17 protein-coding genes are annotated in these 15,593 nt (G+C 26.6%); 16 read left to right on the top strand and 1 reads right to left on the bottom strand.

Annotated elements, in window-relative coordinates:
* The first annotated feature begins 6 nt into the window (after positions 1-6).
* The 16 genes from STAIW_RS04960 to STAIW_RS04885 all read left to right on the top strand — a co-directional run bounded on the left by STAIW_RS04960 (position 7) and on the right by STAIW_RS04885 (position 14,704).
* Positions 7-642, top strand: coding sequence for an adenylate kinase (locus STAIW_RS04960; protein ID WP_020834733.1), 636 nt, complete (start codon positions 7-9; stop codon positions 640-642).
* Complete coding sequence (gene map / locus STAIW_RS04955) at positions 642-1,415, top strand: type I methionyl aminopeptidase (protein ID WP_020834732.1); 774 nt, start codon at positions 642-644, stop codon at positions 1,413-1,415. The genes STAIW_RS04960 and map overlap by 1 nt, the downstream gene beginning before the upstream one ends.
* Positions 1,415-1,642, top strand: a complete 228-nt coding sequence (infA, locus tag STAIW_RS04950) for a translation initiation factor IF-1 (protein WP_020834731.1) — start codon at positions 1,415-1,417, stop codon at positions 1,640-1,642. The genes map and infA overlap by 1 nt, the downstream gene beginning before the upstream one ends.
* 52 nt (positions 1,643-1,694) lie before the next feature.
* A complete protein-coding gene (rpmJ, locus tag STAIW_RS04945) occupies positions 1,695-1,808 on the top strand; it encodes a 50S ribosomal protein L36 (protein WP_020834730.1) in 114 nt (37 codons plus the stop codon).
* 47 nt (positions 1,809-1,855) lie between these two features.
* Positions 1,856-2,221, top strand: a complete 366-nt coding sequence (rpsM, locus tag STAIW_RS04940) for a 30S ribosomal protein S13 (RefSeq protein WP_020834729.1) — start codon at positions 1,856-1,858, stop codon at positions 2,219-2,221.
* Positions 2,222-2,238: 17 nt separating this feature from the next.
* Positions 2,239-2,628: a 30S ribosomal protein S11 gene (rpsK, locus tag STAIW_RS04935; RefSeq protein ID WP_020834728.1), complete on the top strand. Its 390-nt coding sequence runs from the start codon at positions 2,239-2,241 to the stop codon at positions 2,626-2,628.
* A gap of 8 nt (positions 2,629-2,636) precedes the next feature.
* On the top strand, positions 2,637-3,590 hold the full coding sequence (locus tag STAIW_RS04930) for a DNA-directed RNA polymerase subunit alpha (RefSeq protein ID WP_020834727.1): 954 nt from the start codon (positions 2,637-2,639) through the stop codon (positions 3,588-3,590).
* 16 nt (positions 3,591-3,606) lie between these two features.
* Positions 3,607-3,966 carry a 50S ribosomal protein L17 gene (gene rplQ / locus STAIW_RS04925; protein ID WP_020834726.1) on the top strand — a complete coding sequence of 120 codons (360 nt, stop codon included), beginning with the start codon at positions 3,607-3,609 and terminating at the stop codon, positions 3,964-3,966.
* A gap of 195 nt (positions 3,967-4,161) precedes the next feature.
* Positions 4,162-5,364 (top strand): energy-coupling factor transporter ATPase, encoded by a 1,203-nt coding sequence (locus tag STAIW_RS04920; RefSeq protein WP_020834725.1) that lies wholly within the window; start codon positions 4,162-4,164, stop codon positions 5,362-5,364.
* 311 nt (positions 5,365-5,675) lie between these two features.
* On the top strand, positions 5,676-6,569 hold the full coding sequence (locus STAIW_RS04915) for an energy-coupling factor transporter ATPase (protein WP_041618997.1): 894 nt from the start codon (positions 5,676-5,678) through the stop codon (positions 6,567-6,569).
* Between the two features lie 17 nt (positions 6,570-6,586).
* Positions 6,587-7,468 (top strand): energy-coupling factor transporter transmembrane component T family protein, encoded by an 882-nt coding sequence (locus STAIW_RS04910; protein ID WP_020834723.1) that lies wholly within the window; start codon positions 6,587-6,589, stop codon positions 7,466-7,468.
* 6 nt (positions 7,469-7,474) lie between these two features.
* Entirely contained in the window at positions 7,475-8,212 is a 738-nt protein-coding gene (truA, locus tag STAIW_RS04905) for a tRNA pseudouridine(38-40) synthase TruA (RefSeq protein ID WP_020834722.1), read from the top strand.
* Between the two features lie 289 nt (positions 8,213-8,501).
* Complete coding sequence (locus STAIW_RS04900; protein ID WP_020834721.1) at positions 8,502-12,626, top strand: ABC transporter permease; 4,125 nt, start codon at positions 8,502-8,504, stop codon at positions 12,624-12,626.
* A 111-nt stretch (positions 12,627-12,737) separates the two neighbouring features.
* Positions 12,738-13,193, top strand: coding sequence for a 50S ribosomal protein L13 (gene rplM / locus STAIW_RS04895; protein WP_020834720.1), 456 nt, complete (start codon positions 12,738-12,740; stop codon positions 13,191-13,193).
* Positions 13,193-13,597 (top strand): 30S ribosomal protein S9, encoded by a 405-nt coding sequence (gene rpsI, locus STAIW_RS04890; protein WP_020834719.1) that lies wholly within the window; start codon positions 13,193-13,195, stop codon positions 13,595-13,597. Before rplM ends, rpsI begins: the two co-directional genes overlap by 1 nt.
* A 153-nt stretch (positions 13,598-13,750) precedes the next feature.
* Positions 13,751-14,704: an L-lactate dehydrogenase gene (locus STAIW_RS04885; protein WP_020834718.1), complete on the top strand. Its 954-nt coding sequence runs from the start codon at positions 13,751-13,753 to the stop codon at positions 14,702-14,704.
* Positions 14,705-14,768: 64 nt separating this feature from the next.
* Here STAIW_RS04885 and STAIW_RS04880 read toward each other — a convergent pair whose 3' ends face one another.
* Complete coding sequence (locus STAIW_RS04880; protein WP_020834717.1) at positions 14,769-15,518, bottom strand: type III pantothenate kinase; 750 nt, start codon at positions 15,516-15,518, stop codon at positions 14,769-14,771.
* Positions 15,519-15,593 lie beyond the last annotated feature (75 nt).

Here is a 15,593-nt window from a genome sequence, read left to right as displayed (position 1 = left end):
GAAAAAATGAATATTATACTATTAGGGGCACCAGGAAGTGGAAAAGGAACGCAATCAGAATTTTTATGTGATAAAAAAAACTTTATACAACTTTCAACAGGTGATTTATTTAGAACAAATATTTTAAATAAAACAAAATTGGGATTAGAAGCACAAAAGTATATGAATCAAGGATTATTGGTACCAGACTTAATAACAAATGAAATGGTTAAAGAATATTTAGAGCGAAAACATGATAATTTAATTTTTGATGGATATCCAAGAACTGATGATCAAGCACAACAATTAGATAAAATGCTTTTACTTTTAAATAGTAAAATAGATTTAGTAATTTACATAGAAATTGATGAGTCATTATTACTTGAAAGATTGACAGGGAGAATAGTTTGTTCAATTTGCAAAAGAAGTTATCACAAAGTAAATAGAAAACCTATAAGAAATGGATTTTGTGATTTTGATAATGGTACTTTAATTACTAGACCTGATGATCAAGAAGATAAAATTAAAATTAGATTAGAAGCTTATAATACTCAAACAGCGCCACTAATTAAATTTTATGAAAACAAATTGAAAATAATTAATGCAAATAACTTATCTTCAGAAGAAGTTTATAATAAAATTTTGGGAGTATTAAAAATTTAATGGCAATTACAATAAAAAATTCAGAACAAATAGAAAAAATGAGATATGCTGGTCAAGTGCTTGGAGAAGCTCTATATAATATTAAATCAATGATAAAAGTTGGATTAAACTGCTTAGAAATAGATAAATATTTTAGTAATTTTATTAAAGAAAAGGGTTGTAGCAGTAATTTTAAAGGTTATTATGGTTTTCCTGCAAGTGTTTGTATATCAATAAACGAACAATTAATTCATGGAATACCACAAAACAGAATTTTAAAAGATGGTGACATTGTATCAATTGATGCAGGGTGTATTTTTGAAAAATACCATGCTGATGCTGCATTTACTGTCATTTGTGGTAACTCAAAAGATAAATTATATGATAAACTAATAGATGTGACAGAAAAGTCACTTTATTTGGCAATTGAACAGGTAAGAGCTGGTGTGCGCATTGGAACTATATCTTCTACTGTTCAAACTTTTATAGAAGATTATGGTTTTCATTTGCCAATAGATTATTCAGGCCACGGAATTGGATTAGAAATGCATGAAGATCCATTTATACCTAATGTTGGGATTGCAGATACTGGAATGAGATTAGTTGAAGGCATGACAATTTGTATTGAACCAATGGTTCAAATAGGTACTAATAAAACTGTGGTTAGTGATGATGAATGAACAGTTTCATCACAAGACAGTAGCATGACTTCTCACTTTGAACACACTATTTTGGTCACTAATGGAGAACCAGAAATATTAACTTTATTTAAACCCAAAAAGGAGACAAAATAATGGCAAAAGAAGATTATTTAGAGGTGGATGGAACAGTTACAGAAGTTCTACCAAATGCTACTTTTAAGGTGAAATTAGAAAATGAAATAGTAATAGACGCCCACGTGTCTGGTAAAATCCGAATGAATTACATTCGCATCTTACCAGGAGATAAAGTCACTGTTGCAATTTCACCTTATGATCCAACACGTGGAAGAATTACTTATCGTTTTAAAAATGGTAAATAGTAATTTTAATTAAACATAAATATAAAGTACACAAAATCAGGAGGTTATAAAGATGAAAGTTAGATCATCTGTCAAAAAAATTTGCGACAAGTGTCGTGTAATTAGACGTAAAGGCCGTGTAATGATTATTTGTGAACAACCAAAACATAAACAACGTCAAGGTTAATTTTATTAATATTAATAAATTAAATCTTATTAGAAAGGAACTAAATAATGGCTCGTATAAATGGGGTAGAAATACCTAATGAAAAAAGAGTAGTTATTGCTCTAACTTATATTTATGGTATTGGTTTATCAACTTCACAAAAAATTCTAGAGGCTGCAAAAGTAAGCGAAGAAATTAGAGTTAAGGAATTATCGGAAGATAATATTAAATCAATTTCACAAGAAATCTCAAAATTCAAAACTGAAGGAGATTTAAGAAGAGAAACAGCATTAAATATTAAACGTTTAATGGAAATTGGATGTTACAGAGGAATGAGACACAGAAAAGGACTACCAGTTCGTGGACAATCAACAAAACAAAATGCACGTACAAGAAAAGGTCCTAGAAAAACTGTAGCTAACAAGAAAAAATAGTTAAGGGAGTTTAAACTATGGCAAATCAAAAACAAAATAATAAGAAAAAAGTTAAAAAAAATATTGCTAAAGGTGTAGCTCATATTCACTCAACATTCAATAACACAATCGTAACTGTTTCAGATGAAAAAGGTAATGTATTATCTTGATCAAGTGCTGGAGCTTTAGGATTTAAAGGAAGCAAAAAATCAACACCATATGCTGCTCAATTAATAGCAGAAGCTGCTGGTAAAGGAGCAATGGATCATGGAGTTAAAACAATTTCTGTAGAAGTTAAAGGTCCAGGTCCAGGAAGAGATGCTGCTGTAAGAAGTTTACAAGGTATCGGATTAGAAATAACATCAATTAGAGACACAACACCAATCCCTCATAATGGAGTTCGTCCTAGAAAAAGACCAAGAGGTTAATAATTTAAATGAAACAATTTGCAAAACCTGAATTTAAATTATTAAAAGAAGAGAAAAACAGAAATTATGGGGAATTCAAAGTTGAACCTTTGGAAAGAGGATTTGGAACAACACTAGGTAATGCTTTAAGAAGAACACTTCTATCATCAACACCAGGTGCGGCAGTTTATGCAATAAAAATTGTTGGTGCTGCGCATGAATTTACTTCAATTGAAGGAATTGTAGAAAATGTTAGTAGAATTATATTAAATTTAAAAAAATTAGCACTAAAAATAGATACAAAAATTTTTGAAGATGAAGAAGTAGTAGAATTAAAAATTAATCTTTCAAGAGTTGGGGATGTAACTGCAGGAGATATTGATTTACCTACTGGAGTTGATGTTTTAAATCCAGAGTTACATATCTGTACAATTGCAGATGGGGGAATATTAGATTTAACAATGTTTGCAAAAAACTCAAGAGGGTATAGAACTTTTAGAGATAATAAAAAAGAAAAATTAGTAGTAGATGCTATTACAATAGATTCAAATTATTCTCCAATAGTAAAAGTTGCATATAATGTTGATACAACAAAAATTGGAAAATCAGTGGACCTTGAAAAGTTAATTTTAAAAGTGGAAACTGACGGAACTGTAACAGCAAGTGATGCTGTTGCAACAGCAGCAAAAATTTTGGTAGAACATTTACAATTCTTTGTAAATTTAAATGATGAAATCAATGAATTAAATATAATTGGTACAACTAATGAGGAAGATGAAAAAGAATTAGATCGTTTAATTGAAGATTTGGACTTTACTCAGAGAAGTTTAAATTGTTTAAAAAGAGCGAATATAAATACTCTACGAGACTTAGTCTCACGTAGCGAAGACGATATTCAAGAAATTAGAAACTTGGGTAGAAAATCATTAAAAGAAATTAAGGATAAAGTAGTTCAATTAGGACTTACTTTCAGACAAGACTAGAAAGGTGTAATTTGATATGTCATATATTCAAAAAAGAGGAAAAAATACAGCTTGAAGAGTCGCTTTAATGAGAAACTTAACTACAGAACTGATTATTTCAGAGAAATTAGAAATTACTGAAACTAGAGCAAAAGAGTTAAGAAAGCACTTTGATAGTATGGTAACACTTGCAAAAAGAGGGGATTTACATGCACGTAGACAAGCAGCAGCTTGATTAAGACATGTTGATGCTTCTGAGAAGGAAAGTGCCCTACAAAAGTTATTTACAACAATTGCAAAAAGATTCAATAAGAGAAATGGTGGTTATACTAGAATTTTAAAGCTAGATAATCGTCGTGGAGATAATGCTCCAATGTGTATTATTGAACTTGTTTAAAACCTATTTATAGGTTTTTTTTATTTATAGTTAAAAAATTATCTAATAAATAAAAAGATAATTTTTTTTTATTATATGTATAATTAATAGGTAAAACAATTAGATAGTTTTTTTAGGTATTTATATTTTTTATAATTTAACTCAATAAAAACTAATATTTGATATAATCATTACAATATGAAAGGGAAAGTCATAATGTCAAATAATAATTTACTAACAACTGAAGATTTAAATAATTTTAAATTACAATTAAATGAATTTAATGATAAATTAGTTCATGCAAGTCAAAAAATGATAATTGCAAGAAGTAAATTTTCAAGACGTGAAGTTGATAAAGATTTTGTTAAAACTGCAGAAACTAATTATAGAGATTTAAAAAAAACTTTTAAGCAAGTTTCAAATATTCAACCTTTTTTAAATAATTTAAAAACTGCAGAAAAAAATTTACAAAATTATAAAAAAAATTCAAAGGAATATTGAGTGTCATATGAAGATTTTCAATTTGCTCATTTTTTATATAAAGAATCAAAAGTTGCAGTAAAAGATAGAGGACTTGGGGGAGAACTAACAAAATTAAATAATGTTTCATTAAAATTAACTGACATTAAATTTAGATATAGAGATGATCATCCATTTGCAGTTAATGGGGTTAGTGTAAGTGTTAATCATGGTGATTATGTTGCAATTATTGGGCATAATGGAAGCGGAAAATCAACTTTATCAAAAATAATCATTGGTGTTCTTCAACCAACAATGGGAAATATTGAAATTTATGGAAACAAAGTTACAAGAAGTAATATTAATATTATTCGTAAATTTTTAGGAATAGTTTTTCAAAATCCTGATAATCAATTTATTGGTTCAACTGTAAGAGATGATATTGCATTTGGTTTGGAAAATAGAAGAATAGAACCAGTCAAAATGAGTGATATTATTTTAAAAGCTGCAAAAAAAGTTAAAATGGAAGAATTTTTAGATCATGAACCCTTAATGTTAAGCGGTGGTCAAAAACAAAGAGTTGCAATTGCTTCTGCTTTAGCTTTATCTCCAGATATTTTAATTTTTGATGAAGCAACAAGTATGTTAGATCCTAAAGGTAAAACACAAGTTAAAGAAATTATGGTTGAATTAAAAAATACAAGAGAAAAAACTATTTTTTCAATAACACATGATATGGATGAAATTTTAAATGCTGATAAAGTTATTGTTATGAATAAGGGAGAATTAGTAAAATTTGGTAGCCCAAAAGAAATTTTAAATGATAAAAAATTTTTAAGATCAATACACTTAGATATCCCATTTATTGCACAGGTTGAAGAAGCATTGCAAAATGTGGGAATAAAAATTTCAGGATGCAATGATTTAGAAGAGTTGGTGAATAATATATGTCAAAAGTAAAAAGAATTACACCAAAACAAAAAGCAAAGTTAATTGTTAAGAAAAAGGCAGCAAAAGCAGAATATAAGGAACATATTAAAGAGATTTCAATTAAACAAAAAGAAGATGCTCAAAAAAGAAAAATTAAACATAAAGAAATAATTAATATAATTAAAAGTGATTCTTCAAATCAAAAACAATATCAAAAGGAAATTGCAAACTTTAGAAGAGAAGACAAAAAAAATATTTCTAGTAGAGTGGCTGATGTAAAACAATGATTTGACGCTCAACAGGATCAAAATAAAAGCATAAAAAAAGAATTTAAAAGAAAAATGGCAATTGCTAAATCTCCAAATTTTAACTTTGATGGTGAAATTAAATTTGAAAATGTATCCTATACATATGGTATAAATACTCCTTTTGAATTTAGTGCTCTAAATGGTACAAATTTAGTAATAAAAGAAGGAAATATTACAGCTGTAATTGGAATGACCGGTAGTGGAAAATCAACTTTAATTCAGTTAACTAATGGTTTAATAATTTCAGAAACTGGAAGAACAATAATTGGAGAATATCAAATACCAGCTTCAACTAAAAAAATTAAAGAAGTTAAAGATTTAAGAAGAGAAGTTGGCTTAGTTTTTCAATTCCCAGAATATCAATTATTTCAAGATACAATAGAAAAAGATATTGCTTTTGGACCAATTAATTTAGGAGCAAATAAGGAACAAAGTTTAGCAAAAGTTCGTGATTTATTGAAAACAGTAGACTTACCAGAAGATTATGCAAAGAGAAGCCCTTTTGATTTAAGTGGTGGTCAAAAAAGACGTGTAGCTATTGCAGGAATAATTGCAATGGATGGTAATACTTTAGTCCTTGATGAACCAACAGGAGGATTAGACCCTCAAGGTGAAGAAGATTTTATGAATTTATTTTATAAATTAAATAAAGAAAAAGGTAAGAGAATTATTATAGTTACTCATAATATGGATCATGTCTTACAAATTGCAGATGAAGTAATTGTTATGCATAAGGGAAAAGTAATATCTGTTGGAACTCCTTTTGAAATTTTTTCAAATAAGGAATTGTTAGAAAAAATTGAAATTGAACCACCAAAATTATATAAATTAGCACATAAATTAAAAGAAAAAGACTTAGATATAACAAAAATTGAATTTAGAACAGTTGAAGAACTTGCTCAAGCAGTTAAGTCTAAACTTAAATAAGAAGGAGGAATTATAATATGAGAATGGTTTTTGGTAGATATATGCCATATAATTCAATAATTCATAAAATGGATCCAAGATTAAAATTATTTATGATTATTGCATTAATTGTTGTTGTATTTTTTCCAATAGGCTTTACTGGACAAATACTTGCAGGTTCACTAATTTTTGCAATGTTTTCAATTAGTAGATTAAGCTTTAAAATGCTTATTAAACTTTTTATTCCAATTACATTTATATTTATTGTTTTAATTATTATTAATGTATTGATGTTAAAACCAAATATGGAAAATATGGTTGACGGACAAGTTGCAGGATTTGGTTATGTATTTAATTGAAAAATATTTTATTTTTCAGAAAAAGCAGCATATTCTGCTATTTATATGTCAATTAGAATTTTCTTAATGATTACTCTAACAACAATTTTAACAGGGACAACTCAACCATTAGAGTTAACATTAGCAATTGAAGATCTATTATGACCTTTAAAGTTAATTGGAATTCCTGTTTATATTTTTTCTACAATTATTTCAATTGCATTAAGAATGATTCCCACTTTGATTGATGAAGCAGGAAGAATTATGAAAGCACAATCCTCAAGAGGTATAGATTTTCATAATGGAAAAATAAAAGATAAAGTTAAATCACTAACTTCTTTAATTATTCCTTTACTTGTTTCTGCTTTTCAAAAAGCAGAAGATTTAGCTTATGCAATGGATTCAAGAGGTTATGATCCACATGCAAAAAGAACAAGATATAGACAAGTGAAATTTAGATTTTTAGATGTTATTATTTTTACAATATGCATGGCAGTAATAGTTACATTATATTGTTATCCATATATTCCAACTTTACATAATATTCAAATACCTAGAATTGATGCAATTTTAAAAGTATAAAATTTGATGAATTACTATTTATTTACAATTGAATATGATGGAACAGACTTTTATGGATGAGCAAAACAAAAAAATCAACCGACTATTCAAGGAGAAATTGAAAAAGCAATTTCAAAAGTTGCAAGAAATTCTAAATTTAGAATTGTTGGTGCTTCTAAAACTGATTCAGGAGTACATGCAAAAGATCAAAAAGCATGAGTTGAATTAAATTTTAAACCTAATATTTTAGGTTTTTTATCTGCTTTAAATAAAACATTACCTTTAGGTATTACAATAAAAAAAATAAAAGAGATAAATAAGGATTTTAGAGTTAGAAATTGTAGAAAAAAAACTTATATTTATGTAATTAAGTTAAAAGAAACAAATGTTTTTGAGAATAGATTTTATTTTTTTGCAAATTATGAAATAAATGTTTTTAAATTAAAAGAAGCCTTAGATTTATTTATAGGAAAACATAATTTTTTGAATTTTTCAGGGCTTAAAAAACAAGAATTAGAAATGATTGAAACAATAAGAACAATTGATTTTTTGAATTTAGAAACATTTAAAAATAAACTAAACATAACTTTTCAAGCAAAAGGATTTATAAGATATCAAATTAGAATGATTATGGGAGCTTGTTTAGCTTATTCAAGAGATAAGATAACTTTAAAAGATATTAAAGATACTTTAGAATTAAAGAGGCAAAAACTTCCATTTATTGCAAATCCTGAGGGTTTAACTTTAAAAAAAATAGATTATTAGTAAAAAATAGTTTATTATAATAATAAGTCAGTTATTTTAGAACTTATATACACCAAATTCGTAAATTCTTGTTATAGCTTTATCTTTTTTGAATAATACCATTGGTAAATAAGGGAAAGTTAAATTATAACAGTTAATTACTAGCTGACTTGAAAAAAATATCTTATTAAAAAGGATAAAACATATTCGCAATAAGATTTTTTTTTTTGAAAGATTTTTTTAAATCAAATATAAATTTTTTTTTGAATTTTATAGGAAAATATTATTATAAAAAATAGAGGAGAATAATATGAGAGGAATAAGATTGCTTTTAAAAAATGCATTCAAAACTGCCTGACGTAGCCCATCTCAATTAATAGGATTATCATCTTTAGTAATGTTAGTTTCAATGATAACTTCGTTGCTTTCTTCAACTTCTACAAGAGTAATTGATGCCTATGAATACTTAAATACTAACTCAAATGTTCGAAATGTTGTTATGGATATTGATCAAACTACAACGAGACTTGAAAAACCTGATGAATTTAACTTAAATATTGAAAGTCAAGAAGTTTATCAACAATGAGTTTTAAATAAAATGGCGCAAAATTATAAATTTAATTGATCAAGAACTGAAGCTAGAACATTTTCTGATATAAAAATGGCGAATAGCTCTTTAGTTATTAAAATTTTGGCAAAAACAAATCAAAATGATAAAAAAGCAGTGGATAAACTGGTTGTATCAAAAGGAGAAAATTTTTCAGCTGAAAAAGAAAAATCAAAAAGGGAAATAATTGTTGGGGAATCATTTGCATTAGCAAATAAATTATCTGTTGGGGATATAATTCGTGTTCAAAAGGATCAATATGGAGATCAATTACTTGTTAAAAGTGATAAAAATATTGCAGAAAAAATGGAGAGTTGAGAATCCTTTTATGATATTGAAAATTCTGAATATTCAGGAATGAATTGATTCAAAGTAATAGGATTTGGATCTTCATCTGATTTTGTGACTCCAATAATTGATAGCACAACTGTAATTCCAAATGTTGATACTGAAGCAATAATGTATATTGACCCTCAATTATTTGGATTGTCTCTTTATGAGCAAAATTATTCTAATGATAATATTTACAATTTTGATAATAGAAACTCCGTAATTGTAGTTTCTTCTGATTCTGATAAAGAAACATATTACTCATTAAAATTTAATTCATCTAATATTACAGAAGAGCAAATTGAAAATTTAAATACTGATTTTAAATATTATGGAAAAATTAAAAAAGAAATTACTTTCTTTTTTAAAAGTGATGATCAAAATTATAGATTTCACTCAAGAACTCTTACATTTAAATCAGTTATAAATGCTTACAATATTGCAGCAACTTTACTATTAATAATTATTTTAGTAATTTCATTATTTACAATTATTTTAATAACAAGAAAACAAATTGATAATATGAAAAGACAAATTGGTTGTTTAAAATCTCTTGGTTATAAAAAACGTGAAATTGTAAATAACTTTATTGCAGCTCCTTTAATTGTTGCTATAATTGGTTCTATATTAGGATATATTATTTCAATTTTTATTGGAGGTACAATAGTTGGTGTTTTTTCAAAATACTTTAATATAGCTTTTACAGGATTTACTTTTGAAGTAATTTCATTAATTGTATCAATAATTGCTATTTGATTAATATTAACAATAACAGCAATTATAATGGCATATTATACAATTAAAAATAGTACACTTAACCTATTAAAAGGAAATGCAGATAGAGGTATTTCAAAATTTGGTTTAGCTATTAAAAGGGGATTTTCAAGAGGTAATTTTAATTCAAAATTAAGAACTGCTCTTTTAACTACTTCTTTAGGAAAATTATTTGGAGTTTCAATAACAATGTTTTTAGGAACAATTATGCTTACAACAACAATAGTTGCTCCAAAAGTTTTAAAAGATAATATGACAGAAACTTTTAATGGATTGAATTTCAAAAACCAAATTGAATATACTCAACCAATTGCATCAAATCCATTATCATTTTATAGAACATATAATCTTAATTTTGAAAACGATGATTGAGGATATAATGAAGAAAAATATGTTCAAACATATAGTGGTGAAAAGAAAGTTACGGGAAAAACAGCTGCACCAGTCATTAATAATGGAACAACTACTGAAATTGATGTGGAAAAAATAATTAATCAAATTATTAATGGAGATATTAATTCTCAATTTTATACATATGATATTTATGGAGATCAAGAAGAACACAATGGTGGCCCTGAACCATGAAGTGTTATGAGTTATCTAAACTGAAAAAATTTATCAATCGATTTTTTAAAGAATTTAGATAAAGTTTATATGGAGGATAATATTATAAATAATATTGGACTAGCCACTTTATTAAATCAATGAATTGATTATGGTCTTTTTAAAACAGAAATACAATCTGTACAAACAGAAAAAGAGCTGGCAAATTCCTTATTATGATTTTATAAAAAATATACATCAGGTATTTCTTTACAATTTAATCCAAGTTTTACTCAAAAGGAAGAAAATTGATTAGACTGAAAATGAGATTCTGGAAAAACAATTGATTCTATGTTTAAAACAGAAATAGTTAAAAAATTATGATTAAATGGAAATATTGAAGATCTTATTTCAGAAGAAAATCAAAATTTTAAACCAATATTAAATGAAAAAACAAAAATGGCGGAAATAGATTTTTATGGTATTGATATTAAAAACATTTCAATTGAAGAAATCGAAGATCAAAATAAAGTCTTAGAATTAAATCAAGCATTGATAATGTGATATACAGCAACATTTCAAAATAGATTAGGGGCTGTAATATTAGAAACAGCATATTCAAGAGCACCATATTTTGTCCAACAATATATAAAAACAGCATACGAAAATAATGAAAAATACAATATTTCATTTAATTTAGTACCTTATGATCCGAATACAGAAGAAATAGGGACATTTTTTAATATAAATTTTCAAAATAGAAAAAAAATTTTAGAAAGTGCAAAAATTTATGGAATAAATCCAGATACAAATTTATTAGACTTACGTTCGGAAACAGGAGAAAAATTAAATCAAAATTTATATGAAAATAATATTGAAGAAGATAATTTGATTCCAATAATTATCAATGAGACGCTTGCAACAAAAAGTGGTTATAAAGTTGATGATGTTATTAACTTAGAAGTTATTAAGGATGAAGTTATTCAAAATGATGAAGTATTGAATTTGGATGATAATTTTTCAAAAAATAATCAAGTTGCTTTTGAAGAATATCGATCACAATCAAGTAGAACTTACTATTCAAGTAGTGGAAAAAGTTTTGTTGATAATCCAATTTTTGGAGATGTTAATTCAATTAAATATGGAAATAAAAGTATATCAGGGTCAAATGCATCTTCTTCAACAAATACTACTCAAATTCATCAGAGTGTTTTAGGTGGAGAAACTTATATTTTTCAAAATAAAGATAGTTCTAACAAATTTAAAATTGTTGGAATTCAAAAGGGATATGGAAAAGCCCAAGGTTGAGTTTTAAATCAAAATGCAAATAAAATTATGAGCTATGATAAAATTATTAAATGATATTTTGAAAACTATTTTATGAAAGAATGAGCAAAATTGCCAGAATTAAAAAGTGCAATTGGTGGTGATCCAACAATTATAGATAATATTACTGATTATGATAATTTTTTTGAAAAACTAAATAGTGGGGAAAATCAAGAAGAATTAAATAAAATTAATGATTTATTTAATAATTTATATCCTGTATTTAATTATAAAAATTCACCAAATCAAGAATTTCTAGATTTAACTAAAGGATTTTCAACTTCTCAAAGATTTGGTGATTATAGTTCAAGAGGGTTAAATGGAACATACTCAGCTAATAAAGATGATGGAACTATCAGTGAATATGTTGAAGGTTTAGGAATTGGTTCATTATCAACAATGATGCCTTTAGAAAAAACTAGACAAATTTTAGGCCAAATTACAGAAATTGTTAATATGACTATGATAATGTTTATGGTAATTGCATTAATTGTTTCAATAACAATTATTCTTCTTACAACAGGGTTAATTATTTATGAGAATAAGGAATTTATTGCAACAATGAAAATACTTGGTTATTCAAATAAATATATTGTAAGACAAATTTTAGGTATGTATGTATTACCAATTATATTTACATTTATAATTGGATTCATAACTGGGTGATTTATATTTGTTTGAGCAATTGATTTACTTGCTTTAACAACAGTTTGAGTATTACCAGTTTCATTTGTATGATGAATACCAGTTAGTGTCTTTTTGATTATTTTAGGAGTATATACTCTAAGTTTTCTAGCAGGATGAGCAAATATTCAAAAAATAAACCCTCTAGAAGCTTTAAAAATAAACGATTAATCTTAAAAGTAGTTTTAATTAACTACTTTTTTATTTTTCCTAATATTAATAAAAATATTGTATAATATATTTGCTTACTCACAAGCCCCGGAAGCGAAGGAGAAAAAGCACATGAAACAAACTACACTTATTAAAACAGCAGATATTTCTAAAAAATGATATGTAGTTGACGCAAATGGAGCAACTTTGGGTAGAATATCTACAGAAATTGCTATCATTTTAAGAGGAAAACATAAACCTACATTCACTCCACATATAAATAATGGAGATCATGTTATTGTAATTAATGCAGAAAAAGTAGTTTTATCAGGAAAAAAAGAAGCTGATAAAAACTATTACCACCACTCAATGCATCCAGGGGGATTAAAATCAAGAAACGTTCAAACACAACGTAAATTGTTCCCTGAAAGAATTATTGAAAGGGCTGTTAGATTAATGTTGCCAAAAAATGTACAAGGATCAAATCAATATCGTGCATTGCATGTTTATGCAGGTGCTGAGCACCCACATCAAGCACAAAATCCAGAATTATTGTTAATAAACACTAAAAAAGGAGAAAATAAATAATGGCTACTAAAAAGAACACTGTTATGTATAGAGGTACTGGAAGAAGAAAATCTTCAGTAGCTCAAGTAATTTTAACTCCAGGACAAGGTGAAATTATTGTTAATGGAAAACCAGCTTTAGAGTTTTTTCCATATGCAACTTTAGTTCAAGATATGGAACAACCTTTAGAAGCAACAGGAACAAAAGCAGACTTTTCAATTAAAATAACTGTTAAAGGTGGAGGTTTCACAGGGCAAGCAGGAGCTGCACGCCTTGGAATTGCAAGAGCTTTATTGGAAGCAAGCAAAGATTACAAACCTGAATTAAGAACAAAAGGTTTATTAACTCGTGATGCTCGTGTTAAAGAACGTAAAAAATATGGACTTTATGGAGCACGTAGAGCACCACAATTCTCAAAACGTTAATATATTATCATATGCGCATATGACACCCATTTATGGGTGTTTTTTTATTTTTTAAAAAATTTTCTTTTATGAAAAATTTTTGCAGAATTTTTTTAACAATATTGGTTTTATATATGTGTTAATATTTTTTTGTAGAATAGGAGATTTAAAATTATGATTAACGGTAAAAAAGTAGTTTTAGTTGGTTGTGGAGCTGTAGGAACTAGTTTCATATACTCAGCTATTAATCAAGGATTAGCACAAAATTATGTTTTAATCGACGTATTTAGAGATGTTGCTGAAGGAAATGTAATGGATTTAACTGATGCACATGCTGTATTGCCAAATCCATTTAGTAGTATTAAAGTTGGAGAATATTCAGATTGTAAGGATGCTGATGTTATTGTTATAACAGCGGGTAGACCTCAAAAACCAGGAGAAACTAGATTAGAAATGGTTGCAGATAATGCAAGAATAATGAAAGGAATTGCAACTGAAATAAAAAATTCTGGATTTAATGGAATAACAGTTATTGCATCAAATCCTGTTGATGTACTTACACATGTTTATCAAGTAGTTACAGGATTTGATAATTCCAAAGTTATTTCTTCAGGAACAACTTTAGATTCTTCAAGATTAAGAAAATTATTGGGAGAAAAATTAAAAGTTAATCCAAGATCTGTAAAAGCTTATCTTTTAGGAGAACATGGGGATTCATCAGTGGCAATTTGAAGTAGATCAGTTGTTATGGGAAAAACAATTCAAGAATATTTAGATGAGGGTAAAATTACTAAACAAGAATTAGATGAAGTTAAATCTGAAGCTGTTCATATGGCATATAAAATAATAGAGAAAAAAAGGGCAACATTTTATGGGATTGGGGCTTGTTTAACAAGAATTGTTAAATCAGTTTTAAATGATGAAAAATCATCATTAATGGTTGGAGCTTATTTATCAGGACAATATGGAAACTCAGATCTTTATATAAGTGTTCCTTGTATTGTAGGAGCAAATGGAATTGAGCAAATTATTGAATGAAATTTATCAAAAGAAGAATTAGCAGGGCTTACAAATTCATGTAATCAATTAAAAGAGGTATTTAGTGTAGCAAAAGAAGCAATTCAATAGTTTAAAACTGCTTATTAAATATAATATAAAAGAAAAAAATGAGTATTTAACTCATTTTTTTCTTTTATAATGATTCTATTTTGATGTTGTATAAAGCAATTAAACCTCTGAAAATTAAGTCCTCTTTAAAGATAAAATTATCTCTTTTAATTTCTTCTTTAAAAAGGTTGCTATATCCTCCAGTAAAAATAACGTTATTAACTTTTAGTTCTCTTACTATAGCTTTAAGCATTAAGTAATGACTATTATATGTCCCAATATTTATTGAATCGACAGTATTTTTTCCAATTTCTTTGTCAGATTTTTCATATTCAAAATCAGCAAGTAGCGCTGCATTTGATATTAAACCCTTTAAAGATGAACCAATACCTGGACAAATTATAGTACCTAATAGATAGTTATCTTCAATTAAAGTTATTGTTGAAGCAGTTCCCATTGAAATTACAGCAAGTTTTGAATTATTTGGAAGAACAGCATAAAAATTTGCAATAAAATCTGCTCCCAATGAGCTAATATTGTCAAGCTTAAATAAGGAATTATTAATTATAAAATCTTGTCTAATATTATAAATTGTAACTTTCATACTAGCTGCAAAAGCTCTTAAAATATCATTTCATTCTGGAACAACTGAAACATATACAATTTCATTAAATTTAATATTATTTTCAAAAAAATAATTTTTCAATGCATTTGACCTTTTAAAAGTTGGGTCGTTTGTTAATGGTCTAATTATTTTTTCAATACTATTTTTTTCTTTATCTCAAATTCTAAAATCAATTGTTGTATTGCCAACATCAATTAATAATATTTTCATTATTATCACTCCCTAAACATTATCATTTTACATAAAAAATTTAATAAAAAAAATTTTTCCATAAAAAAATTATAA

Origin of the sequence: Spiroplasma taiwanense CT-1, from assembly GCF_000439435.1 — a bacterium.
In the GTDB taxonomy this organism is placed as follows: Bacteria; Bacillota_I; Bacilli_A; order Mycoplasmatales; family Mycoplasmataceae; genus Spiroplasma_A; species Spiroplasma_A taiwanense.
This window is presented reverse-complemented; position numbering and strand designations above follow the sequence as displayed.